Genomic DNA, 24,592 nt, shown 5'->3' on the forward strand with positions numbered 1-24,592 from the left:
ATCAGTCATGAAACGAGTGGTCGTGACGGGCATGGGTATACTCTCCAGCGCCGGGGTTGGCGTGGAGCAATTTTGGAACGCGCTGCTGACAGCCGGGCGGGGGATCGCGGAACCTGTGCGAAAGGTGGAGATCCCGCAGGTGTTGAAACCGGGGCTGGCGCGGCGGATGGACCGGTTTTCTTACATGACGCTGGCGGCGGGGAAAATGGCGCTGGAGGACAGCGGCATTTTGGCAGCGGAGCCGGATCTGAACCGGGTCGGCACGGTGTTCACCACCGCATATGGCGCGCTGGCGAGCAATGTGGAATTTGCCCGCAAGCTGCTGACGGCGGGGCCCAATCTGACGTCGCCGACGGTGTTTGCGTCGACGGTGGCGAACGCGTGCATCGGGCATACGTGCATGAACCTCGGCCTGAAAGGGGCAAGCACGATGTTGATGGGCTCGTCGGCGGTCGGATATGGATTTGATGTTCTTCGTGCCGGCCGAGCCGATGCACTGTTGGCGGGCGGGATCGAAGAGTATCACGAGAGCGTGGAAACGTCGTTCCGGCAGAAGGGGTTCCTCGAAGCTGGTCTAGAGCCGGGCGTGGTCGTGTGCCGCCCGCTGGATAAAAACCGCCAAGGCGTCGCGTTGCGCGAAGGGGCGGCTGTGCTGGTGATGGAGACGCTGGAGCACGCAGAGGCGCGCGGGGCGAACATCCTCGGCGAAGTGCGCGGCTATGGCGGCGGATTTTCGGCGATCTCGCCGGAGCGGGCTGTCGAGCCGATCGACAGCAAATCGTTTGCGGATGCAATGCTGACGGCGTTGGCCGATGCACAGATTACGCCGGAGCAGATCGACGCGGTGGTGATGGCGGCAGGCGGCTCTCGCGGCGGTGACTATGCGGAGGCGATGGCGCTGCATGATGTGTTTGGCGAGCGGGGCCGCACGATCCCGGTGACGACCAGCAAAGGTCTGACCGGCGAAGCGATGGGAGCGACTGCGTCGATGGGCATCGCGACGGCGATCCTTGCGGTGGCGCATCAGACGTTGCCGCCGACGGCGGGCTATGCCGAGGCGGATGAGCGGCTGCAATTGAATGTGGTCGCTGGCACGCAGCTGTCCGGCGAGTACCGCTATGTGCTGGTCAACGGCTTTGACATCGGCGGGAACATCGCGTCGTTGGTCTTGGCAGCAAAGGAGGGGCAGGTATGAAGCTGACAGGGAAAGTTGCGTTGGTCACCGGCGGGTCTCGAGGCATCGGCCGTGCCATCGCCGAGCGATTTGCCAAGGAAGGCGCGACGGTCGCGTTGACCTACGTGCATGGCGAAGCGGCTGCGGCAGATGCGGTGGCGGCGATCACGGCAGCGGGAGGCACTGCCCGCGCCTATCAGGTGGACATCGCTGACGAGGAGCAGGTGCGGATGCTGATGAAGGCGGTCGCTGATGATTTTGGCCGCATCGACATCCTCGTGAACAACGCTGGGGTGACGGCAGACTCCTATCTGATGATGATGAGCAAGACCAACTGGGACAAGGTACTCGACACCAATCTTGGCGGCATTTTCAACGCCTGCAAGCAAGTTCTGCCGCTGATGCTCCGTCAAAAGGGCGGCAGTATCGTCAATGTCACCTCCGTATCCGGTCTCGTCGGCACGCCAGGGCAGACCAACTACTCGGCAGCGAAACACGGGATCATCGGCCTGACCAAATCTCTGGCGCGGGAGATCTCCGGCAAAAACATCCGGGTCAATGCGATTGCCCCCGGATACATCGAGACCGACATGCTGAGCAAAGTGCCGGAGAAGATGCGAGACGAGTATGTGACGCGCGTCCCGGCCAAACGGTTCGGCCAGCCGGATGAGGTGGCAAAAGCGGCAGCGTTCCTCGCGTCGGATGAAGCGAGCTATATCATCGGACAGACCCTCGTCGTGGACGGCGGGCTGCTCAGCTAAGGAGGGCTCGTGATGCAACAGGCAGGAAAGACGACGTTGATCACCGGTGCTGCGGGCGGTCTTGGCGCGGCCTGCGCCCGGTTGTTTGCGGCGCAAGGGGGCAATGTGGTTCTGTTCGACCGCTCGTTGGATGTGAGGCAGGTCGCGGAGGAACTGGGTGATTGTGCCGTCGCGTTCGTTGGCGATGTGATGAAGGTGGAAGATCTGGAGAGCTGCGTCCAAGCGGGCATCGAGCGATTCGGCCGCATCGACAACCTGATCGCGTGCTCCGGTATCGTCCGTTCCGGCACGGTGACGGAGACGGCGTTGGAGGACTGGCAGCATGTGATCGATGTGAATCTCACCGGCGTCTTTCTCAGTTGTCAGGCGGTGTTGCCTGTGATGGTGGAGCAAAAATACGGCCGCATCGTCACTGTATCCTCGCATTTCGGACTGGTCGGCGCGACGAAACTGGCCGCGTACTGCGCAGCGAAGGGCGGCGTGATCCAACTGACCAAGTCGATCGCGCTCGACTACGGGCGGGTCGGCATCCGCGCCAACTGTCTCGCGCCCGGCATGATGCAGACGAACATGCTCAACGAGATCATGAGTCAAGTCGGGATGTCGACCGACTGGGTGGCGATGATGCGCGGACTGCCGACCGGCATCCCGAAGCCGGAGCAGGTGGCGCAGTCGGCGCTTTATCTCGTCTCGGATGCGACCGAGTCGATGACCGGCTCCGTGTTGACGGTCGACGGCGGCTACACGGCGCGCTAAGGGGGAGAGCTTGTGCCAGAACAAGGGCAAGGGAAAGGGAAAGGGAAAGGAAAGGTCACGCGTCAGGATGCAGCGGCGGTCTGGCATTGTTGGAATCAGATGGAAGTCTATCTCCAGCAGATGTTTACGGTGATCGACGATGCGGAAGGTGTGGAGATGACCGATCAGGACGGAAAAGTTTATCTCGACGCGAACTCCTCGCTGTGGAATGTGAACATCGGGCATCGCAATCAAAAGGTGATCCATGCGATCACCGAGCAATTTCAACGGCTCGATCATGCGTCGTTATTTTTGTCCACGAACTCGCCAGCCGTCCATCTCGCAAAGAAGTTGAAAGAGATGACCGGGGATCGGTACGGGCACGTCTTCTATACAAACAGCGGCTCGGAGGCGACCGACACGGCGATCAAGATCGCCCGGCAGTATTTCTACAATCGAGGGGAGACGGAGCGGTACAAAGTGATCTCGCTGCATCGCGGGTATCATGGCAGCACACTCGGGGCGATAAGCGCCTGCGGGATTCCCTATGACAAGCGGGCGTTTGGGCCGTTGATGCCCGGTTTTTTCCAAGCGGTGGTGCCAGATCCTTTCGATGCGCCGGAGGGCATGACGGCCGATGAGTGGGCAGAGGTTTGCCTGGAGGAGTTGCGGCTGTTGATCGAGCAGGAAGGCCCGGAGACGGTCAGCGCGTTCATCGCCGAACCGGTGCAGGGCTCGGAAGGCGTGTGCGTGATCCCGGACTCGTACTGGCGCGGGGTGCGCGAACTGTGCGACCGCACGGGCATCTTGTGGATCAGCGATGAGATCGCGACCGGATTTGGCCGCACGGGGCGGATGTTTGCGGCCGAGCACAGCGGGATCTGGCCCGATCTGATGCTGCTCGCCAAAGGGATCACATCAGGCTATCTGCCGCTTGGGGCGGTGTTGGTGCCGAAGATTGTCTTTGACGAATTTCTCGGCTCGGTTAAATTGGAGCGCGAGTTTGTCCACGGCTTCACGACCAGCGGGCATCCGGTGGCGTGTGCTGCTGCTCTGGCAAACATCGAAGTGATCGAGGAAGAGGGACTTGTCGCCAACTCGGCAGCGGCAGGGTCGTATTTGTTGGAAGGGATGCTCGCATTGAAAGAGAGGTTCCCGAGCATCGTCGATGTGCAGGGGAAAGGGCTGCTGCTCGGCATCCGGCTGGCGAAGTGGACAGGCAAATCGCCGATGACGGCAGAGTGGCCGCCTGCGATGCTGGCGATGAATTTTCTGGCCAAGCGCGGGCTGATCACGCACGCGGCCGGAACCCATGCGGTGGTGCTGGCTCCGTCGCTGACGTTTACCGCCGAACACTGCGACCGCGTGTTGCAGGCGTTCGCACAGGTGTTGACCACGCTGGAGAAGATCTGGGGGCGAGAGAAATATGTCTCAACTTGATGTTATCGTGATCGGCGGCGGCATCGCCGGGCTGGCGAGCGGCGCACGGCTCGCGGATGAAGGGTATCGGGTGCGGGTGTTGGAGCAAAGTGAGAGCGTCGGTGGCTATGCGGGGTGTTTTGAGCGCGGTGGCTACCGGTTCGACACCGGTGCTCATCATATCGGGGGCTTAGCGGAAGGAGATGTGCTCGACCGTCTGCTCACGCGGCTCGGCGTGCGGGAGGAGATCGAAGCGATCCCGTCGCCGCCGTTGCAGGCGACGTTTGGAGGCGAGACGGTGCCTGTGCCGTTCTCGATGGAGGAGTTGCTCCGCGTCTTGACCGAAGCCGCGCCCGGTGATCGGACGGCTCTGCTGGGGATCACAGAGGAGATCCGTGCTTTTTCGCGGGCATTGATCTCGAGCGATGGCAACGCGATCTATGAGTTCTTTAAAAAATGGAGCTCGGTCACGTGGGGCGCGTACCTGGCTGACCGGATCACCTCTTTGCAGGCGCTCGGCATCCTGTCTGCGCTTGGTCCCGGATATGGCGGCATCACAGCAAACGGTTCCGCTTTGGCGATGGCGAGTCTGTTGGCGACGTATCATGAGGGCGCCTTTTATATCAAAGGCGGGACTCATCGCCTTCCCGACCTGTTAGCCGCCGCAATTGAACAGCGCGGCGGCGAGGTTTGGACCGAGGCGTCGGCGGAGCAGATCCTCGTCGAGGACAAGCGCGTCACCGGAGTCGTGTGCCGCCGCGGGGAGGACGTGGTGGAGATGCGAGCACCTGTCGTGCTCGTCGCGTCTTCGCTCCGGTCGGCGTATCAGATGATCGATCCGGCTGCGATCGGCGACCGTTTCAAACAGCGGCTCGGGCAGATGAAAGTCGGGCCATCCGCGTTTCGTTTGTATCTGTCTGCGAAGGAAGGGTACAAGCCTGTGGGCAACGATCTGCTCTATTTCCCGGGGTGGGATGCCCGCCAATGGGATGACGATGTCTTCTACAGCACGTTCCGCCACAGCGACGAGCGGATGCCTGCGACGCTGGTCTGCTTCCCTTCGATGGTCGACCGGTCGCTCGCCCCGCCGGATGCACATGTGATGTTCATGACGATCCTCACGCACGAGACGGAGCAGACGGCAACGCCGGAGTTGCAAGAGCGGATGCTTCAGATCGCCGAGCGGATGGCGCCTGGCATTCGCGGTGCAGCTCTGCATTACGAAATCGCCGTGCCGCAGACGTTCCATCGCCGCACGCGCAACGACCGCGGCTCGGTATTCGGCTGGGAACGCTCACCGGAGCAGAGCCTGCGCACCAACGCGCTGGCACCGAAAGGCGCGCTGTCAGGCCTGTATGTCGCCGGACAATGGGGCCCGAACAACGGCATCTACGGCGGGGCACTGACCGCTGAAGCAGCGGCGGTCGCGATTCTCAGCGAGCGAGCCAAACTCGCTCTGTAAGTCGCTTTGTAACTCGCTCTGTACTGTTCCTGCCACTCTCGACATATATGGTATCCGAAAGACGATACGATTTACGGGAGGGGACGCACATGAGCGAACAACAGAAGCGCGGTCTCGGTTGGTATTCCCGATTTGTCTACCCGTTGCTCGTCTTGATCTTCGCCTTTGTCTTTGCCTATTTTGAACGCCTGCGCCTAGATGTGGGCAACCAGCAGATCCCGCGCGAACAGTATATCGCCGATCATCAAGCGATCGCCCAAGACTTTTACATCTGGGGCGGCGCGATCTTGATCGTCGGCATCATCTGGGCGATCTGTGTGGCGCGGGACAAGAAAAAGTATCCGGAAAAGTACAAACGCTATTTATAAATAGCGGGATTCGAGCAGGGCGTACGCTTTTTGCAACGCTTTGAACCACTGCGGGTCGCCGCCTTTGTCCGGGTGGTGGCGCGCAGCGAGGGAGCGGTAGGCGGCGCGGATGTCGGCCCATCTCGCGCTGGCGGTCATTCCCAGCACTTCGTAGGCCAGATGCTCCGACTCTTTGCGGTCATCCCATGGCGTGGAGGCGCGGCGGACTTCGGTCAATTTCATCGCCGACCGCAGATCGTCCAGCCGCTGTGCTCGGGTGTCCGACGTCATCTGCGCCCAGAGCCGGACGACGTTCGGGTCTTCGATGTCGAGGAGGATCAACAGCGGCGTGTACTGCGGCGCACCCTGCAACACCTGCGGGGTGAGCCGCGCTCCTTTGAGCAGGAGCCGGATCGTCCGCATGTCCTCCGGCGGCATCGCCTTCCACCATTTGGCGGCACGCTCCCACGCGACATCGGCGGTCAGCGCGTCGAACTGCCCCCGGGCGTTTTGCAGTCCGTCGTGGAGTGCCGCCAGCTCCGTTTCGGACAAGGCGGCGAGGTCGAGCGATTGCAGGCGGCGGATGATCTCGTCAAGGCCGGACAGCATGGCTGACACCCCTTTCCAAAATTGGTCTCTTTGCGATGATCTTAGCATTTTCGTCACGCAAACTACAAATTTGCCAATGAAAGAGTCTTGCGTCGGCAAGTCTTTTTTTTTATGTTAAGAAGAGACGTTTTTGCTAGAGAGAAGGTCGAGAGATGAATCGATGGTTAAAAGGGTTGGCGATTGCGGCGACACTGATCATGTTTCTGGTGATGATCGCCGGATCTCTGGTGACAAAGACAGAATCGGGCATGGGTTGCGGCAGTGATTGGCCGCTCTGCAACGGCAAGTTTGTACCGGAATATACGCTTGAATCGATGATCGAATACAGTCACCGCCTCGTGACCGGCGTCGCCGGGATCGTCGTGCTGGTGTTTGCGGTCGCCTCGTGGTGGACGCACCGGGGCAACAAAGAGGTGCTCGCGACCGCGTGGTTTGCCGGGTTTTTTATCATTTTGGAATCGATCCTCGGCGCGTCGGCCGTCATCTGGCCGCAGTCGTCGTCGGTGCTGGCGTTGCACTTTGGTTTCTCGCTGCTGGCCTACTCCGGGGTGTTCCTGCTGACGGCGTTTATCCTCCAGCGGGACCGGACGAAGAAAATGGTCAAGGCGGCCGTTTCGAAGGGGCTGCGCATCTACGTGTGGCTGTTGGCTCTCTACGCATACGGCGTCGTCTATCTCGGCGCGTATGTGCGCCACACTGACTCGTCGCTGGCATGCTACTCCTGGCCGACCTGCCGACCGGGCGAGCTGATCCCGCCGCTCACCGGCGGCATGGAGATCCAGATGGCGCACCGGTTGGCGGCGATGCTGTTCTTCTTCCTCGTGGCCGGGTTGTGGTTTAAAGTGCTGGAGTTGAAAGAGACGCGACGCGATCTCTTCATCGGCACCACGACGGTGTTGGTGCTCGTCGTGCTTCAGATCTTCAGCGGGGCGCTGGTGGTGTGGTCGGAACTGCATCTGTACTACACGATCCTGCATTCGGCGATCATCACGATCCTGTTCGGGGTGTTGTGCTATCTGTGCGTGCAGGTGTTGAAGAAGCCGGAATCGAATAGGAAATAAGAAAACCAGACAGGCTCATACGGGAGCCTGTCTTTTTCATAGCAGGAGAGGCAAAGGGGGACGGAGGCAGTGCCGAGGATCGAGCGGGAGTTTTTGATTCGAGCGCCGATCGAGGTCTGTTTTGATCTGGCTCGGAGTATCGACATACATATGGATTCCACGGCGCAGACCCGGGAGCGTGCTGTCGGCGGCCGCACGTCCGGGCTGATCGAGCTCGGGGAGTCGGTGACGTGGGAAGCGGTGCACTTTGGGATACGCCAGCGGTTGACCGCCCGGATCACGGAGATGGAGCGACCCTTTCGATTTGTGGATGAGATGGTCAGCGGCGCGTTTCATTCGTTCTATCATGTCCATGAGTTTTACGAGGTGGAGGAGGGTACGCGGATGGTCGATATTTTTGAATATCGATCACCGTACGGGTGGCTCGGCGTGCTCGCCGACCGGCTGTTTCTAACCGCGTATATGGACCGCTTTTTAACGCAGCGCAACCTGCATATCAAACGTGTGGCGGAGGCGAAGGAATGAGTCAGATGATGGAGCCGATCCGGACAGAAGAGCGGATCGGCGCGGTCGATATGATGCGCGGGTTTTTCATTTTGTGGATCTTGGTGGTGAACATGCTGTTGTACGGCGCTCCCTATGAACTCTCGGGACAGTGGGAGTGGGCGTGGAGCGGCGATGTGTACGCGGAGATGTTCATCGAGGTCTTTGCGGCGGGGAAGAGCATCACGATGCTGTCGTTCCTGTTTGGCTTTGGGATGATCATCATGAAAGAGCGGGCGGATGCGCGGGGGACGGCTTTTTTCCCGGTCTATGCCCGGCGGATGCTGGCGTTGCTGCTGTTTGGAGCGACGCATGCGTTTTTGATCTGGTACGGGGACATCTTGCTGTTCTACGGGATGCTCGGGATCGTGATGTTGCTGTTCTTTTCCGGTCGCACGGCTCAGACTTTGCTGATCTGGGCGCTGGTGCTCACGGGGCTGACCGTGGTGGTGCTGTTGCTGTTCACGGTGATCTGGTTGGCGATGATGGCGCTGGCGGGCGGTGAGCTGGAGGACAGTCTCAACCAGACGTCCGATCAGGTTCAGCTGTTGATCTCGGCTTACAGCGGCGGGTCGTGGAGTGAGATCTTCGCGGCACGCTACGAGGAATGGGTGACGTCTTTCGGCACGGCGATGATCTATCTGCCGGAACTGCTGGTGATGATGCTGCTCGGCGCATGGACGGCGAAGAAAGGAATTTTGCACAACGCCGCGGAGCATCTCGGCTTTTTCCGCAAGGTGCGGCTGTGGAGCTTGTTGGTCGGCGGGGTGTTGACGCTGTTGCCGGTCCTGTTGTATGTCCTGGCCGATGCGGGGGAACAGGGTGTGTTGCTCGCCCGGTTCTGGTCGACGATGATCGGCTCGCCGCTGATCGGACTGGTCTACGGCACGACGCTGGTGTTGCTGTGGCAGCGCGGTGTGTTCCGGCGGGGACTGCGCGTGCTGGCACGGGTGGGGCGGATGGCGTTCTCCGTGTACATCCTGCAATCGCTGCTGGCGACGACGCTGTTTTACTCGTATGGATTTGGGCTGTACGGCTCGATTGGACCGGCGAAAGGGCTGTTGATCACGCTGGCGTTTTACGCGGTGCTGATCCCGTTTGCCGTCTGGTGGACGGGGCGGTTTCGTTATGGTCCGCTGGAGTGGCTGTGGCGGACGATGACGTACGGGAAGAGACCGTAGAGCATAGACGAGCATGACCTCCTTGATTCTTGGGGAGGTCTTTTTTTATAAAAAGTTGGTCTGATCGAGTTGCTAGACTCATATGAATCCCTGGTAAAGGACGAGAACGTGACTGGACAGGGAGGTTGCCGATATGAGTCAGTGGATGCGATTGGCACAGATGGTGGCTTTGGTTTTGGTATTGGTGCTGTCTTGTTTCTCTTCGGCGTTTGCAGGGGCGAGCGGGCAGTTTGTGAGGGTCGGGCTCAATGACCGGCTGTTGCAGTTCCCGGATGCGAAGGCGGAGATGATCAACGGCAGCACGTATTTGCCGATCCGGTATTTGGCACAGGAGGCCGGGTGGGGGTTGGAGTGGGATGCGTTGACGAATGAAGTGACGGTGAGTGAAAAAAACAGGGGTATTTCCTTGGAAATAAATCGGACGAGTCCCCTGCTGACATATTTGAAAGACGATCGGACGATGGTGCCGTTTCGCTGGGTGAGCGAGAAGTTTGGCTATGAGGTGTCGTATCTGGAAGATGGCCCGGTGGCGAGGGCGAAGGATGCGAGCGCGGAGTTGAGCGATGAGCAATTTTATGAAAAATACAGAGCGGTGATCGAGGAAGAGAAGGCACGGCAGGAGCCTGCACCGCCGCCGTTGCGGGAGGAGCCGGCGAAGGTCGCGTATCTGACGTTCGATGACGGGCCGAACGGGTATACGGAGGAGATCCTCGATATCTTGCAGAGCAGAGGTGTGGAGGGGACGTTCTTTATGCTGTCGGGACAGGTGCAGGCGCATGCGGACATTGTGAAGCGCATTCATGCGGAGGGGCACTCGATGGGACTGCACGGGGTGACGCACGATGCTGACCGAGTCTATGCGTCGCCGCAAGCGGTGGTGAACGAGATGAACGCGGCCCAGGAGGCGGTGGCGGCCGTGACGGGGGTGCGGACGAAGTTGATTCGCGTGCCGTACGGGAGCAAGCCCTATATGAAGCAGGGCTACCGCGATGCGGTGGTGAGCGCGGGATACAAGATGTGGGACTGGAACGTGGACAGCATGGACTCCCGAGCGGCGTCCGTCCCGGCGGATCGCATCATCGCGCAGGTGAAGCAGCAGGTGTCAGGCAAAGACCGCGCCGTCGTGCTGTTCCACGACAAAAAGACGACCGTGCAGGCGTTGCCCGTGCTGGTGGACTGGCTGCTGGCGAGCGGGTACGAACTGATCGGACTGGAAGAGCATTTCACGCCGCATAACTTTTGGGGCGATACGAGGTAAAAAGGGAAAGGACCCCTTGCACAGGCGAGAGGTCCTTTTGTCATTTTGCGAGGGCTTACAGATCCGACGTGATGCCGACGTGCGAGGTGATGCCGCCGTCGATGACGTAGGAGGAGCCGTTGATGTAGCCGCCGTGCGGGCCGACGAGGTGGCGGACGAGGGCGGCGATCTCTTCCGGTTTGGCGATGCGTTTGACCGGGCTTTTGGCGAGGACGCGCTGCATGTAGTCGCTGATCTTGTCGGTCTGCACACCGAGCGCGGTGTCGACGTAGCCAGGGCAGATCGCGTTGCAGGTGATGCCGTGCTCGCCCCATTCAGCGGCGATCGTCTTGGTGTAGCCGATCATGCCGTGCTTGGACGCCACGTAGGTCGAGGAGTGAGCCGAGCCGTACAAGCCTTGGATCGAGGCGATGTTGACGATGCGGCCGAAGCCCTGCTCTTTCATCTTCGGCAGCAGGTTGCGGGTGAAGAGAAAGACGCTTTTTAAATTGGTGTTCATGATCCACTCCCACTCGTCGTCGCTGACTTGGTCGACGCGGTGGAACGGGCCGCCGACACCGGCGTTGTTGACGAGGATGGTGATCGGGCCGAATTCCTTTTCAACGGTGGAGATGGCATTCTCCACGTCTTCGCGCAGACCGACGTCGCATTTCAGGGCGAGGGCTTGGTAGCCGGCATCGCGGATCTGCTGGGCGACCGCTTCCGCTTCGTCGAGCAGTACGTCGAGCACGCCGACGGCGACGCCTTCCGAAGCGAGCATTTTGGCTGTGGCCGCGCCGATGCCGCGACCGGCGCCGGAGATGAGGGCGACATGTTTGTCCATATGTATGAGTCCTCCTACAGAACGCCCTTGGGGGGCAGGATCTTCACTTCGTCGATGCGGACGTGCAGCGGACGGCGGGCGATGTCGAGCACCGTCTCCGCGACGTCCTCGGGCTTGAGCATGTCGGCCGGGTCAAATCCTTCGCGGCCGTCCCAGATCTCCGTCCAGACCGCACCGGGCGAGACGGTGGAGATGCGGATGTTGTGGTGCTTGCCCTCTTCGTTGAGGATGTCGGAAAAGCCGCGCACCGCATATTTGGAAGCGCCGTATGCGCCGTTTTCTTGAATCGGGATGTAGCCGGAGACGGAGGCGATGTTGATGATGCGACCGCCGCCTTGGGTCTGCATGCGCTTAAACGCTTCTTTGGTGCAGAGGAAAAGGCCGGTCAGGTTGGTCTTCATGATCCATTCCCATTCCTCCAGCGTGGTGTCGACGACCGATTTGAACACGCCGACGCCGGCGTTGTTGACCAGCACGTCGACCCGGCCGTACGCTTCATCAGCGGCAAGGAACAGGTCACGGACGGAAGACTCGTCGGTGATCTCCAGACGGACTTCGCGGACTTCACCCGGCTTTGCGGCCTCCTGTGCGGACGGCTGCGGTCCTTTGCGCGAGGTGACCCAGACGGCCGCCCCTTCGCGGGCCATGTACTCTGCCATCGTCTTGCCGAGGCCGCGTGCGCCGCCGGTGATGATGACGATTTTGCCTGTCATAGAGCCTTGCATGGTGTCAGCTCCCTTCTGTGTGTCTGTCTAGTATTGTACCTCAAAGGGGAGGGGAAGGGAAAATCTTGGTTGACGATTGGAAAATAACGGGTTATGATTTCAGTGTGATAAGTGTACTGTTTGATATAGTACACATAGTACGGTTTTATGTGAAAGGGGGAGCGGGATTTGTGGTATGACGTCGACCCGAGGTCGAGCGTGCCGATCTATCAGCAGTTGGTGCAAAACGCAAAGGGTGCGGTGGCCAAGGGCGTGTTGATGCCGGGGGATAAGTTGCCTTCGGTGCGGGAGTTGGCCGCCCTGATCACGATCAATCACAACACGATCGCCAAAGCGTATCAGGAACTCGAGCGCGAAGGCGTGATCGAGACTCTGCGCGGGCGCGGCACATTTGTCGCAGCCCGGCCGGAGTCGGAGGCGATCTGGAAGGGAGAGGAGCGGAGGAAGATGATCCGGGAGATGATGAACCAGATTCTCGTCGAGGCGTTTTATATGAAGATGGAGGAAGATGAGCTGGTCGAGCTGCTGGAAGAGACGGTGCGCGACTGGTATCAGGAGAGGAGGGATGGGAAGTGAGTCGAGGGAGTCAGGATGGAGAGGGACTGGCAGAATCGGTGAAAAGACAAAGCAGTGGGGGTCCGAATCGGCAGTGCGATGAGAGTACGAGCGGGCGGAGCAGGGCCTTGCATGCGGCCGGTTTGGATGGCGTGGCTGATCGTGTTGGGCTCGCGATTGAAACGTTTGGATTGCGCAAGGAGTTCGACGGGGATGTGGCAGTCGACAGCGTGAGCCTTTCGGTGCCGGAGGGGAGTATCTTTGGGCTGATGGGGCCGAATGGGGCGGGGAAAAGCACGTTGATCGGTATGCTGCTCGGGATGTTGCAGCCGACGGCGGGCAGCGGGGCGATCCTGGGGCGGTCGATCACCGATCCGAGCGGTGCCGTGCGAGCGCAGGTCGGGTATGTGACGGACGCGCAGCATCTCTATCCGTATTACCGCATCGCGCAGGTGTTGGAACTCTGCTCACGTGTCTATCCGCATTGGGATGCCAAGCGGTGTGCCGCTCTCATGAAGGCGTTCGGACTGCCGCAGCAAAAATGGGTCTGGTCGCTGTCCAAAGGGATGCGCACGCAGTTGGCGCTGGTGATCGCGCTGTCGGTCAAGCCTCGAGTCCTGATTCTCGATGAACCGACTTCCGGGCTCGACCCGGTGATGAAGCAAGCGTTCAAGCAGTTGATCTTGGAGGAGGCTGCGACCGGCGACACGACCGTCTTTTTCTCGACCCACCATCTGCACGATCTGGAACGGATGGCCGATCACGTCGCGGTGATGATGGAGGGACGCGTTCTCTTTTCCAAAGGGCTCGACGAAGTGAAGGAAAATGCGCGGAAGATCCAAGCCGTATTTCCAGACGGACTGCCGGAGGAGATCAGGACGATGCGGGAGGTCTTGAAGGTAGAAGGGCAAGGGCGCGTGTATGCGATCACCGTCAGCGATCATTTCCACGAGGTGTTTGCGCGGGTGAAAGCGATGCAGCCGATCTATATCGAATCGGTCGACCTCGGCCTCGAAGAACTGTTCATCCACACGGTGGGAAAGGAGGGCTACTCCCTTGAACTCTTTGCAGAATCTGTTTCCGCTCAATAGGGCGTTGCTGTGGAAGGAATGGATGCCGTTTCGCGGCTGGTACGTCGCTGCGTTTGTCTTGTGGTCGCTGTCGGTGATCCTGTACCCGCTGGGGCTGTCGATCTATCATTTGTTCATATGGTGGGGAGATAGGTCGATCGTCTATTACTGGTCACAGGATCTCGCGCAGATGATGGAACATAATGAGGGCTCCTCCGTCGTCCTCGTCGGGATGCTCCTCACCGTCGTGCTCGGAGTGCTTCCGCTGGCTTCGGAGCGGTCGCCGAACACGATGCCGTTCCTCACCGCGATGCCCGTCTCCAGACGCGAGGTGCTGGCGGCGAAGTATCTGGTCAATGCGGCATTTTTGGTCGGATCGATGACGGTGATGTTTCTGATGATGGTGGCGTATTTGCTGGTGTTCCCGGATGTGCAGTATCAGGCATGGAAGATCTTGCCGTTCTTTGTTTTGACGACGAGTGTGTTTCTGCTGATGTACACGATCACGTTTTTCCTCGCCACAGTCGCGGGCAATCTGCTGTCAGCGATTCTATTGGCGGTGACAGCTCTATACGCACCGTGGGTGTGGTTTTACAATTCCGGGATGTCTCATGACATCTTCAATGGCTGGTGGACCGACTATGCGGTGCAGGCAGTGATCTTGCCGTGTTACAACGGGTTTGGCTGTGAATCGTATACGGCGGTTCATGCGCCTTATCTCAGTTCGCTCGGGTTGCTGGCGGTGACGATCGCTCTCTATGTGTGGTCGGTCCGCCTGTTCGAGCAAAATCAGATGGAGCACAACGGCCGTCTGCTGATGTTCACGAGCCTGACTAGGTGGTTGCTGCGCTTCGCTCCGGTGTTGATCGGGCTGGCGGCGGGCGTCGGCATCGCGGGAGACAGCCATTCGTTCCTTTTGGGGGTCCTGTCGTTCGTCGGCATCATGGTGGGGGTCTATGCCGGGATCGGCGGATTGCAACGCTTTTTGCGGCGTGCGGGCATACGAGTGAAATCATGACGGAAAAGGCCGCGATCTGCGGTCTTCTTTTTTTGGAAAGGGATTCCGTCGGCAAGCGCGAATACATGTTCCATCGAATTTGGGGGTGGGAGTATGTCTTCTTTTCGTTTTTTGCATGCGGCCGATCTGCATCTGGACAGCCCGTTCCGGGGGTTGGCCGGGCAGTTGCCGGAGCGGATCGCGCGGGAGGTGCGGCGGTCGACGTTTGCGGCGTATGAGCGGCTGGTCGAACTGGCGATCTCGGAGCGCGTCGACTTTGTGATCGTGGCGGGGGATGTATACGATCTGGCCGACCGGTCGCTGACGGCACAGGTCGCGTTTTTGCGCGGCTTGGAGAAGCTTGCGGAGCACGGCATCCGGGCGTATGTGTCGCACGGCAACCACGACCCGCTGGACGGAGCGCAGGCGCGGTTGAAATGGCCGGAGACGGTGCACATCTTTTCCGGGGAAACGGTGGAGTCGGTTCCTTTTGTGCGGGAGGGTGTGGAACTGGCCCGCGTGTACGGGCGGAGTTATCCGACGGCGAAATTTAAAGAGCGGATCCACCGCGATTATGTGCGGGAGGTGGATGTGCCGTTTGCCATCGGGGTGCTGCACACCAACCTCGACGGCGACAGCGGGCACGAAGCGTATGCGCCGTCCTCGCGGGCGGAGCTGGCAGCGGGCGGAATGGACTACTGGGCGCTCGGTCATATACACAAGCGGGCTGTGATTCAAGAGCGGCCGCACATCGTCTATCCGGGCAACCTGCAAGGGCGCAGTCGTAAGGAGACCGGAGCGAAAGGCTGCTACCTCGTTGAAGTGTCGCAAGGCAAGGTGGACGGGTGTGTCTTTCACGAGTTGGCTCCGATCCGCTGGGAGAAGGTCGAGGTCGATCTGACCGGCGTGACGGAGGAGGCGGACGCGCTGGAGCGGGCGGAGGAACAGATCTTGCTCGCACGGGAAAACGGTGGGCTGCGGCCGCTGCTCGTGGCTGTGGAAGTCACCGGCCACACGGAGTTGCACCGCAGCTTGAAGCGGGTCGAGGGCCGGGACGAATGGACACAAGCTCTGCAAGAGATCGCGGATGACCTGCGCCCGTGGGTGTGGATCGAGTCGGTCGAGGTGCGCACGCGGGAGGAGATCGACCGCGACGCATGGCGGGAGAGCGACCCGTTTCTCGGCGATTTTCTGCGACTCGTCGAGGAGATGCGGGAGAGCCCGGAGTTGCGCAGCGAGTTGGAAGAGCTGCTCGGCACGGTGTACAAGCACCCGAAATGGAAAAAGCATCTCGGGACTCCGGGGGATGAGCGGCTGACGGAACTGCTCGAAGAGGCGGAAGATCTGGTGCTGGCACTGTTTGCAGAGAGGAGGGACGCGCTGTGAGGATCGAGCGGGTGCAGGTGTACGGATTTGGCGAATGGCAGGATGTCGAGTGGCAGTTTGAGCCAGGACTGAACGTGATCTTGGGTCGCAATGAAGCGGGCAAGACGACGGTGATGGCGTTTGTGCGGGCGGTGCTGTTCGGATTTGAGCGGCGGTCTGCGCAGGCGTTGCATCTGCGCTATGAGCCGCGCGGCGGCGGAGGCTACGGCGGAGCGGTGACGCTCGTCGATGCGGCCGGGGCGCGGTATCGCATCGAGCGCACGGGGACGTCGCGGTCGGCGGGCGATGTGCGCGTATATCTGCCGGACGGGACGACGGGCGGCGAAGAGCAGGTGCACCTGTTGCTCGGCAAGATGAACGACAAGGTGTTTAAAAATATCTTCGCTTTCGGCCTGACCGAACTGCAACAACTGGAGACCCTGCAGACGGAAGAGGTGAACGGATTTCTCTACCGGGCCGGGACGGGATCGGGATTGTCCATTTTGCAGGTGCAGAAAAAGCTCGAAGGGCTGGAGGAGTCGTATTTCAAAAAAGGCGGCAAGAGCAAGCAGTTAAAATTGCTCACCACCGGCAAAAGTCTCGAACGCGAGCAAGACACGATCCTTGACTTGCAGCGGGAAAACGAGACGTACAACCGCTGCGTCCGCGACCTGCAGGCGGTGGAGGGTCGAATCGACGAGCAGACCCGGCTCGTCGAAGCGGGCGAGGAGCGGGTGAAGCGGCAGGACGTCCTTCTCCAGCAGGAGGAGACCTACGAGGCATGGAGGGAACAGGAGCGGCGGTTGCAGGCGTTGCCTGTGATCGCGGAGTTTCCGCAGGACGGTGTGGCGCGGCTGGAGCAGTTGCTGGAGCGGCGTCGCGAGGTGGAAGCGGAGATCGAAGGGCTGACGGCGAGGGAGCGGAAGGAGTCGGCGGTGCTCGACGGGCTGGTCGTGCGCGAAGACGTGCTGGCGGCACAGGAGCAGATCCTGCGGCTGCGGGATCAGGTGCCGCTGGTGCGGGACCGGGTGCAGTCGCTGCGGGAACAGAGCGTGCGGATCGAGGCGTTGGACGGAGCGTTGGCCCAATTTCGGCGGGTGACCGGACTGGATTGGGAGGAGGAGCGGATCGCCGCGTTCGATTTCTCCTTTGCGCACAAGCAGGCGCTGCAAGAGCAGGCGGAGCAAGAGCGCTCCTTGCGTGAAGCGGGCAACGGATGGGCGTTGCGCGAACGGGAGCTGCGGGAAAAAGCGGAGGACCTGCAAAAGCGGGAAGGCGAACTGCTGGAGCGGCAGGAGGCGTTGCCCAAAGTCATGTCCGACGAGGAGCGGGTACAGGCGGAGGACGCGCTGAACTGGCTCCGGGAGCAGTTGCCGCGGGCGGAGTCGCTGCGACAAAGTCAGGAGCATCTGGCGGAGCAGATCTCCCGGGATGAGGAACTGCTCGGCGGGACAGGGCGTACGGCGGCGAAATCAACGTTTCGAATGGGGCAGTCCGGGCGGTCGGATGCGAAACCATCGTTTGCGATGGAAAAATGGGTGCTGGCCGCGTTGGCTGTTTTGTTGCCGCTGATCCTGCTGGTGCTGGGGTCTTTGCTGCCGGCTCTGATCGTCTTTCTCGTGCTCGGTGCGCTGGCGGCTTTGAAATGGCGGACCCCTGCGCCTGGAAAAGCGTCGTCAGGGGACAGAGCCAGCATGCTGCGCGAGACGCTCGCGGGCAACCGCGCTCACTTCGAACGCCTGCGCCGTGAACAAGATGACCTGCAAGCGCAGGCCGCACGCCTGCTCGCACCGCACGGGCTCGCGTTCGTCCGAGAGAGTCTGCGCACACTCGAAGAGCGTCTGCGCCGCGATGACGAGCGGCGGCAAGATCGCCAGCGATGGGAAGAGCAATGGCGAGACTTGATCCGCGACCAAGACGTGCAGGACCTCGCCGTCGCACGGCTGAACCGCGACAAGGACGCGCACCGGCGAGAACGGGATGCGTGGCAAGCGAGCTGGACTTCGTGGCTGTCGGAGCGAGGGTTGCCCACCGAGTGGACACCTTCTCTGACTGAGCAGACGTTGCCGGAGATCGAAAAAGCGCGGGATGCGGTGCGCCAAAAGCGGGAAGGAGCCAAATTGGCCGCCGGATGGCGCGATTTTGTGGACAACCTCGAACGGGAAGCGCGCACGCTCGCCGAACGGCTTGGGGATAAAGCGGCGTTCTCCACAGATCTGTCCGCCATTATCCACAAACTCAGCAGTTGTCTACAGGACGAGGAACGGAAAGCGTCGCAAAGGGCTCATCTGACCGACAAGTTATCCACAGTTCGCGACGCGTTGCAGGAAAAACAGAACCTGTTGCGTGCGCACCTCGACGCGCAGGCACAGTTGTTCCGCTCAGCGGATGCAGCCGACGAAGAGACGTTTCGCCGCCGGGCTGCTCAGTTTGCCGAGCGCACACGCCGGCTCGACGAGCGGGACCGGCTCCACGCGATCCTGCTCCGTTCGGCGGGCGGTGAGGCGGCATGGGTGAAATTCTGCGCCGAGATGGAAGCGGCCGACGCCGATCAGCGGCGGGAAGCTTTGACTGCGGAAAAGGTGCGGCTCGCGGAGCTTCGAGCCGTGTTGCAGGGATTGCAAGAGGAGAAAGGCAGCCTCAAGCAAAAATTGAGCTCCCTCGAAACGAGTGAACGACTCTCCGAGGCCCGGCAGAACCACCGTCAATTGACCGCGAGGCTGGAGCGGGAGGCGGACGAATGGTCGGTCTACGCGGTGGCCCGGCACCTGCTCCAGCGGACGATGGGCATCTACGAAAGAGAAAAGCAACCCGCCGTGATCAAGCGGGCGGCCGACTATTTCCGCCGCCTGACGGAAGGCCGCTACACCGGCGTCTACGTCCCGCTCGGCGACAAGCGGATCGAAGTCGAGCGGCAGGACGGGCACCGCTTCGAACCGGCGTATCTCAGCCGGGGCACGGTGGAACAGCTCTACCTCGCGATGCGATTCGCCCTCGTCCACGAGTACCGGCAGAGCGTCGCCCTGCCGCTCGTGCTCGACGACATCTTTGTCAACTTTGACCCGGAGCGCACCAAGGCGGCTCTGCGCACCTTGGTCGAGATCGCCGGGGAGCAGCAGATTCTCTTTTTCACCTGCCATCCGCATATATCCGGCTGCCTGCGGGAGATGCGGGCGGAGCATCATCTTTTGTCGTTCGAGTCTTCCGAGCATGCCAAAACCCCCTACTCTGTATAGAGCAGGGGGTATTTTTTAGCCTTTAAACGCAGCCAGGCCGTCATCGACCATCACGACGCTGCCGTTGATCCCGTCCGCATCGGAAGAGGCGAGGAAGGCGACGACGTTGGCGACCTGCTCCGGCTCCAGCAGGTGGCGGCGCATGTGGTGACGCTTCATGTTCTCCTCCAGACCCATGTCTTTGTACCCTTGGATGATCGGCGTGTTGACGCCGCCCGGTGCCACCGCGACGACGCGGATGCCGTACGGAGCCAGTTCCAGCGCGGCCGACTGAGTCATCATCTTCACCGCGCCCTTGGCGGCGTGGTAGGAAAATACGCCCGGGCTCGCCAGATAGCTGTAGACGGATGCGGTATTGATGATCGTGCCTTTGATCTGCAGGTCCCGCATCTTGCGTCCCGCTGCGAGGATGCCGTAGTAGACGCCGTGCTGGTTGACCTGGACGACGCACTCGTAGTCTTTTGGTTCATGATCGAGCAACGGCGCGAAATGGCCGATCCCCGCGTTGTTAAACATCACGTCCAGCCGCCCGTACGTGTCGACCGCGACGTTGACCGCCGTCTCCACCTGAGCAAAATCGGATACATCGGTGCGGACAAATGTCGCCTCGCCGCCTGCCGCCTCAATCAAATTCACCGTCTCGCGCCCGGTGTCTTCGTTGTACTCGGCGATGACCACCCGCGCCCCTTCACGGGCAAATTTCAAAGCGGTTGCCCGTCCGATACCGCTGCCGCCGCCGGTGATGACCGCGACCGTTCCTTGCAAATTCATCGAGATCCCTCGCTTTCTCAGTCGAATAAACTGTCAATTCCAGTATCTGCTTCATAAGGTGAGTCAGTCAATACTCATTCTTTAAAATGGTATAAGTACAATGTAACAAAATGTCTTCTTTTGTCGTAAAAAAATTTAATGAATATTGCGTTTTTAGGTTTATTTTCCTATTCTTATCCGTTATAATACGGGAAAGGCGTCTCGGGGAGGCCTTTTGGGGTAGGGCAGATTTCCTACTAGGAGGAGACTGCTGATGATGATGAACAACAAAATGTTTGATGCGATTGTGGTGGGCGCTCGTTGCGCCGGGTCGAACACGGCGACCCGTTTGGCTCAGGCCGGTTTTGAAGTGTTGCTGGTCGACCGCTCGTTTTTCCCGAGCGACGTGATCTCCACTCACACGATTTTCAACAATACGGTGCATTGCCTGCGTGAGATCGGCGTGCTGGACAAATTGCTGGAGACCGACACTCCGGCGATGACGCACTGCCGTTTGCAGCATGACGATGTGGTCATCGAGGGCGTCATGCCCTCCTATCAGGGCGAGAGCAACAGCTACTGCTTCCGCCGCACCCATTTTGACAAGATCCTGCTCGACCATGCGATCAGCCATGACAACGTCACGGCGGTCGAAGGATTCCGCGTCACCGAGCTGATCCGCGAAGGCGACAAGATCGTCGGCATCCGCGGACGCGACCGCGAAAACAACGTCAGCGAGTATTACGGCAAGATCGTGATCGGCGCGGACGGCCGCACCTCGACGATTCGTCGCGAGGCGGGCGCGGTGCAGAAGACGGCGACCCCGACCGAGTGGGCGACTTACTACGGCTACTTCGAAGGCGTGCACAACTTCGACCACATCCAGTTTGAGATCTCCACCAACAGCGAGTACCGCGCCTACGTCTTCCCGACATCCGACAAGCAACACGTCATCGTCGCGAACGTGCCGCTGAAAGACACGCGTTGGATGAACGGCTTCAAGACCGAGCCGGAGCAGGCGATCCGCGAACTGTACGCCGAGTATTTCCCGCGTCAGGCGGAGCGCATCGCCGACAGCGTGCTGGTCGAACCGATGAAGGGCATCATCGCCTATGACAACTACTGGTACGAAGGCATGGGAGACGGGTTTGCGTTGGTCGGCGACGCTGTCTGCTTCAAAGACCCGGGCCTTGGCCAAGGCATGCACGACGCCGTCTTCGGCGCGAAGATCCTCGCCGAAGTCCTGATCAAACACCGCGACCGCGGCTGGGACAAGTCCTGGAGCGAGATGGCAGCCGAGTATCAGTCGACCCTCGAGGACGAATTTATGGCGCGCTACGAGGTGGCCTGCAGCCTGACCAAGGTGACCAGCCACACGCCGGAAGAGCTGGAGATGTACCGTCAGATCAAAGGCGATGAGGTGGCCAAGGAAAAGTACCTCGGCTTCTACAACTACACCGCCGATCACAACGACCTGACGCTGGCTTTGACCCGAGAGAACAATCAAGAGCACCAAGCTGTTTCCTAGAACGGTATGAGAATGCTATCCTGACGGCAGAGTCCTCGCGGCTCTGCCGTTTTTTGTGCAGGAAGTGGCAGGAGCTTTGTAGAACAGATACAGGTACGAGGGAGAGGATAGGAGGTTTCCCATGCGTGACTTCCAGCAGAAAGACATGGACATCGCGAAGAACATTCGCATGATCGAATGGTTAAAAGCGGAGTTGCTCGACAGCGTGTCGGGACTCTATCGCGGCTTTTTGAAGGGCAGCGAAACGGTGCTGCTCGACTCGATTTCCAACATCGTCGTCTTTGCGTACGTGCTCGCACGGCGCTGCGGCATCCAATTTCATGAACTCGACCGATCGGTGCTGTCGAAAGTGGAAAAGAGCATCGAACTCGGACATCAGGCGGAAGAGTGGTACGGAGACCTGTCCGGACTGCGCGACCATATCAAGCGCAAGAAGTGAGCAGACTGGTACCTTGTACGGGCAAAACCCTTCGCGGGAGACGCCTGTCAGGGTTTTTTCTGCATAGGACTCACTGATTTGTCAACACTTTCAATGCCGAAATAGACTAAAATCATGGTATAACTGATAGAAACGGAGGGTTTACTCATGAAGGTAGTATTCCTGCAAGACGTCAAAGGGCAAGGCAAAAAAGGTGAAGTCAAGGAAGTGTCCGCGGGCTACGCGCAAAACTTCCTTTTTAAAAAAGGTGTCGCTGTCGAGGCGACCGCTGAAAACGTAAACAAACTCAAGCAAGCGGAAGCGGGCGAAGCGCGCAAAGCGGCTGCCGTGCTGGCCGAAGCAAAAGAGCTGGCAGCGGTGATCAAAGAGACGACCGTCATCGTCAAGACCAAGTCGGGCGAAGGCGGCCGCGTGTTTGGCGCCGTCTCCTCCAAGCAGATCGCCGATGCGTTGAAAGAGCAAAAGAAGCTCAACATCGACAAACGAAAAATTCTCCTGGACGACGCGATCAAATCGCTCGGTACGACCGTGGTGCCGGTAAAACTCCACCCGGAAGTGACCACCGAACTGCGCGTGCAGGTAGTATCGGAGTAATCACACATGCTGAAGAAACTGCTTAAGAAACTGAACAAAATACCTGGCAGTAAGCTGCACGAAAAGTTGGAAAACGAAGAGGCGGTCCGCCGTCAGGTCACCGCATTGTTTGGCGTTCTGAGCAGTCTTTATGGACCAGACAAACTGGTGTTGCGGGCGGGCAAGCTGGAGGCACTCTCCCTGATGCGCTCCTCCTCGGTCGAGGACCGCATCATGGCTTTGCAGCGCATCGTCTTTGAAAACCCGGCGATCGAAGAGCGTCCGACCCCGGACCGCATCCCGGAGATTCTCAACGAGGTGGAAGAGCAGATTGCCAACACGCTTGCCAGAAAGAGCGTCGAGGAAGAGCTGGAACGCCGCGTGAACGACCGCATGCAGGAAAAGCATGAAGACTATATCAAAGAGATCCGCGGGCAACTGGTCAAGGAAAATGCCGGACCGGAAAACGCCCAGACTCTGAAAAAGTACGCCAAACTGGAAAAGCTCGACACGATCAAGCTGTCCAAATCGACCTATGAACTGGTGCGTCCGACCGAGATGGACCAGATCGTCGGGCAAGAGCAGTCCAAACGTGCGCTGCTCTCCAAACTGGCCAGCCCGTACCCGCAGCACATCCTGATCTACGGCCCGCCCGGCGTCGGCAAGACGACGGCAGCCCGGATCGCGCTGCAGGAAGCGGTCAAGCTCGGCTCGTCCCCGTTTGCCAAGGAAGCGCCGTTTGTCGAAGTCGACGGCACGACCCTGCGCTGGGACCCGCGCGACATCACCAACCCGCTGCTCGGGTCGGTGCATGATCCGATCTATCAAGGTGCGCGCCGCGATCTCGCGGACACCGCCGTGCCGGAGCCAAAGCCGGGACTGGTCACCGACGCGCACGGAGGTATTTTATTTATTGACGAGATCGGCGAACTCGATCCGGTGTTGCAGAACAAACTTTTGAAAGTGCTGGAGGACAAGCGCGTCTCCTTCGAATCGCCGTATTACGATCCGGACGATGCGAACGTTCCGAAGTACATTCAAAAGCTGTTCAACGAGGGAGCACCGGCCGACTTCATCCTGATCGGCGCGACCACGCGTGACCCGTCGGAGATCAATCCAGCACTGCGTTCCCGCTGTGCGGAGATCTTCTTTGAGCCGCTGGTGCCCGATCAGGTGGAGACGATCGTCAACGGCGCGGCCGACCGCCTCGGCGTGCAGATCGAAGGGGAAGTGGCGAAGACCATCTCGCAATACACCATCGAAGGCCGCAAAGCGGTCAACCTGCTGGCCGACGCGCACGGCCTCGCCGTGTACAAGACGCAAGGAGAGCTGGAAAACGTCACGATTGGGCAGGACGATATCGAAGAAGTCCTGCGCATGAACCGCCTCGTGCCGTATGTCAAAGAAAAGACGGAAGAGGTCAGCGAGCTGACCGGCAAGATCCACGGTCTTGCGGTCGCCGGATTTATGGGCTCGGTGCTGGAGATCGAAGCGGTGGCGTACCCGGCTGCAGAGGCGGGTAAAGGCCGTCTGCGCTTTAACGACACGGCAGGCTCGATGTGGAAAGACTCGATCTTTAACGCATCGGCCGTGCTGCGCCGGATCACGGGCAAAGACATCGCCGACTACGACATCCACGTCAACGCGGTGGGCGGCGGCAAGATCGACGGCCCGTCCGCAGGCGTGGCGATCACGCTGGCGATCTACAGCGCTCTGACGGAAAAGCCGATTCCGCAAAACCTCGCCATCACCGGCGAGATCTCGATCCAAGGCCGGGTGAAGCCGGTCGGCGGCGTGTTCGAAAAGATCTTCGGCGCGCGTCAAGCCGGCATCACCAAAGTCCTCGTTCCGCACGACAACCGCCGCGACGTCCCGGCCAATTTGGAAGACGTCGAGGTGCATTGCGTGCAGACGATCGATGAAGTGCTGAACATCGTGTTTGAATCGCAACAGGCGTTCGTTGCCAGCTAATAGAGGGGGT

The 24,592-nt window shown here is 60.0% G+C and carries 23 protein-coding genes; 19 read left to right on the top strand and 4 right to left on the bottom strand.

The window, feature by feature from the left end; translation table 11 throughout:
• Positions 1 to 7: 7 nt before the first annotated feature.
• The 6 genes from OS242_RS17760 (at position 8) to OS242_RS17785 (ending at position 5,919) form a co-directional block, all read left to right on the top strand.
• On the top strand, positions 8 to 1,195 hold the full coding sequence (locus OS242_RS17760; protein ID WP_267153044.1) for a beta-ketoacyl-[acyl-carrier-protein] synthase family protein: 1,188 nt from the start codon (positions 8 to 10) through the stop codon (positions 1,193 to 1,195).
• Positions 1,192 to 1,935: a 3-oxoacyl-[acyl-carrier-protein] reductase gene (gene fabG, locus OS242_RS17765; protein WP_267153045.1), complete on the top strand. Its 744-nt coding sequence runs from the start codon at positions 1,192 to 1,194 to the stop codon at positions 1,933 to 1,935. Before OS242_RS17760 ends, fabG begins: the two co-directional genes overlap by 4 nt.
• A 12-nt stretch (positions 1,936 to 1,947) precedes the next feature.
• Positions 1,948 to 2,691, top strand: a complete 744-nt coding sequence (locus tag OS242_RS17770; RefSeq protein WP_267153046.1) for an SDR family NAD(P)-dependent oxidoreductase — start codon at positions 1,948 to 1,950, stop codon at positions 2,689 to 2,691.
• A gap of 12 nt (positions 2,692 to 2,703) precedes the next feature.
• On the top strand, positions 2,704 to 4,110 hold the full coding sequence (locus tag OS242_RS17775; RefSeq protein WP_267153047.1) for an aminotransferase family protein: 1,407 nt from the start codon (positions 2,704 to 2,706) through the stop codon (positions 4,108 to 4,110).
• Positions 4,097 to 5,551 carry a phytoene desaturase family protein gene (locus tag OS242_RS17780; RefSeq protein ID WP_267153048.1) on the top strand — a complete coding sequence of 485 codons (1,455 nt, stop codon included), beginning with the start codon at positions 4,097 to 4,099 and terminating at the stop codon, positions 5,549 to 5,551. The genes OS242_RS17775 and OS242_RS17780 overlap by 14 nt, the downstream gene beginning before the upstream one ends.
• A gap of 89 nt (positions 5,552 to 5,640) precedes the next feature.
• Positions 5,641 to 5,919 carry a hypothetical protein gene (locus tag OS242_RS17785; protein ID WP_267153049.1) on the top strand — a complete coding sequence of 93 codons (279 nt, stop codon included), beginning with the start codon at positions 5,641 to 5,643 and terminating at the stop codon, positions 5,917 to 5,919.
• Here the strand turns inward: OS242_RS17785 and OS242_RS17790 are convergent.
• Positions 5,914 to 6,507: a DnaJ domain-containing protein gene (locus OS242_RS17790; protein WP_267153050.1), complete on the bottom strand. Its 594-nt coding sequence runs from the start codon at positions 6,505 to 6,507 to the stop codon at positions 5,914 to 5,916. The genes OS242_RS17785 and OS242_RS17790 overlap by 6 nt on opposite strands.
• A 152-nt stretch (positions 6,508 to 6,659) precedes the next feature.
• Here OS242_RS17790 and OS242_RS17795 point away from each other — a divergent pair, with 152 nt between their 5' ends.
• The 4 genes from OS242_RS17795 to OS242_RS17810 all read left to right on the top strand — a co-directional run bounded on the left by OS242_RS17795 (position 6,660) and on the right by OS242_RS17810 (position 10,550).
• On the top strand, positions 6,660 to 7,568 hold the full coding sequence (locus OS242_RS17795) for a COX15/CtaA family protein (RefSeq protein ID WP_267153051.1): 909 nt from the start codon (positions 6,660 to 6,662) through the stop codon (positions 7,566 to 7,568).
• A 69-nt stretch (positions 7,569 to 7,637) separates the two neighbouring features.
• Positions 7,638 to 8,093, top strand: coding sequence for an SRPBCC family protein (locus OS242_RS17800; RefSeq protein ID WP_267153052.1), 456 nt, complete (start codon positions 7,638 to 7,640; stop codon positions 8,091 to 8,093).
• Positions 8,090 to 9,292, top strand: coding sequence for a DUF418 domain-containing protein (locus OS242_RS17805; protein ID WP_267153053.1), 1,203 nt, complete (start codon positions 8,090 to 8,092; stop codon positions 9,290 to 9,292). The genes OS242_RS17800 and OS242_RS17805 overlap by 4 nt, the downstream gene beginning before the upstream one ends.
• Positions 9,293 to 9,425: 133 nt before the next feature.
• Entirely contained in the window at positions 9,426 to 10,550 is a 1,125-nt protein-coding gene (locus OS242_RS17810) for a polysaccharide deacetylase family protein (RefSeq protein WP_267153054.1), read from the top strand.
• A gap of 55 nt (positions 10,551 to 10,605) precedes the next feature.
• On the opposite strand, the gene OS242_RS17815 is transcribed toward OS242_RS17810, so the two are convergent.
• Complete coding sequence (locus OS242_RS17815; RefSeq protein WP_267153055.1) at positions 10,606 to 11,373, bottom strand: SDR family NAD(P)-dependent oxidoreductase; 768 nt, start codon at positions 11,371 to 11,373, stop codon at positions 10,606 to 10,608.
• A gap of 14 nt (positions 11,374 to 11,387) precedes the next feature.
• Positions 11,388 to 12,098 (bottom strand): SDR family oxidoreductase, encoded by a 711-nt coding sequence (locus OS242_RS17820; RefSeq protein WP_267153056.1) that lies wholly within the window; start codon positions 12,096 to 12,098, stop codon positions 11,388 to 11,390.
• Between the two features lie 168 nt (positions 12,099 to 12,266).
• On the opposite strand from OS242_RS17820, the gene OS242_RS17825 reads away from it, so the two are divergent.
• The 5 genes from OS242_RS17825 (at position 12,267) to OS242_RS17845 (ending at position 19,321) form a co-directional block, all read left to right on the top strand.
• Positions 12,267 to 12,674: a GntR family transcriptional regulator gene (locus tag OS242_RS17825; RefSeq protein ID WP_267153057.1), complete on the top strand. Its 408-nt coding sequence runs from the start codon at positions 12,267 to 12,269 to the stop codon at positions 12,672 to 12,674.
• A 131-nt stretch (positions 12,675 to 12,805) separates the two neighbouring features.
• Entirely contained in the window at positions 12,806 to 13,744 is a 939-nt protein-coding gene (locus OS242_RS17830; protein WP_267153058.1) for an ABC transporter ATP-binding protein, read from the top strand.
• A complete protein-coding gene (locus OS242_RS17835; RefSeq protein WP_267153059.1) occupies positions 13,710 to 14,741 on the top strand; it encodes an ABC transporter permease in 1,032 nt (343 codons plus the stop codon). Before OS242_RS17830 ends, OS242_RS17835 begins: the two co-directional genes overlap by 35 nt.
• 93 nt (positions 14,742 to 14,834) lie before the next feature.
• Positions 14,835 to 16,106 (top strand): DNA repair exonuclease, encoded by a 1,272-nt coding sequence (locus OS242_RS17840; RefSeq protein WP_267153060.1) that lies wholly within the window; start codon positions 14,835 to 14,837, stop codon positions 16,104 to 16,106.
• On the top strand, positions 16,103 to 19,321 hold the full coding sequence (locus tag OS242_RS17845) for an AAA family ATPase (RefSeq protein ID WP_267153061.1): 3,219 nt from the start codon (positions 16,103 to 16,105) through the stop codon (positions 19,319 to 19,321). The genes OS242_RS17840 and OS242_RS17845 overlap by 4 nt, the downstream gene beginning before the upstream one ends.
• Before the next feature lie 15 nt (positions 19,322 to 19,336).
• Here the strand turns inward: OS242_RS17845 and OS242_RS17850 are convergent, their stop codons facing one another.
• Positions 19,337 to 20,092, bottom strand: coding sequence for an SDR family NAD(P)-dependent oxidoreductase (locus tag OS242_RS17850; RefSeq protein WP_267153062.1), 756 nt, complete (start codon positions 20,090 to 20,092; stop codon positions 19,337 to 19,339).
• A gap of 253 nt (positions 20,093 to 20,345) precedes the next feature.
• Here OS242_RS17850 and OS242_RS17855 point away from each other — a divergent pair, with 253 nt between their 5' ends.
• From OS242_RS17855 to lonC, 4 genes are all read left to right on the top strand, one after another.
• Entirely contained in the window at positions 20,346 to 21,599 is a 1,254-nt protein-coding gene (locus OS242_RS17855) for an NAD(P)/FAD-dependent oxidoreductase (RefSeq protein WP_267153063.1), read from the top strand.
• Between the two features lie 121 nt (positions 21,600 to 21,720).
• A complete protein-coding gene (locus tag OS242_RS17860; protein WP_267153064.1) occupies positions 21,721 to 22,038 on the top strand; it encodes a MazG-like family protein in 318 nt (105 codons plus the stop codon).
• 147 nt (positions 22,039 to 22,185) lie between these two features.
• Entirely contained in the window at positions 22,186 to 22,632 is a 447-nt protein-coding gene (gene rplI / locus OS242_RS17865; protein WP_267153065.1) for a 50S ribosomal protein L9, read from the top strand.
• Between the two features lie 6 nt (positions 22,633 to 22,638).
• Entirely contained in the window at positions 22,639 to 24,582 is a 1,944-nt protein-coding gene (gene lonC, locus OS242_RS17870; protein ID WP_267153066.1) for a Lon family ATP-dependent protease, read from the top strand.
• The last annotated feature ends 10 nt before the right edge of the window (positions 24,583 to 24,592 follow it).

The organism is Tumebacillus lacus (genome assembly GCF_026410385.1).
GTDB classification, from domain to species: Bacteria; Bacillota; Bacilli; order Tumebacillales; family Tumebacillaceae; genus Tumebacillus; species Tumebacillus lacus.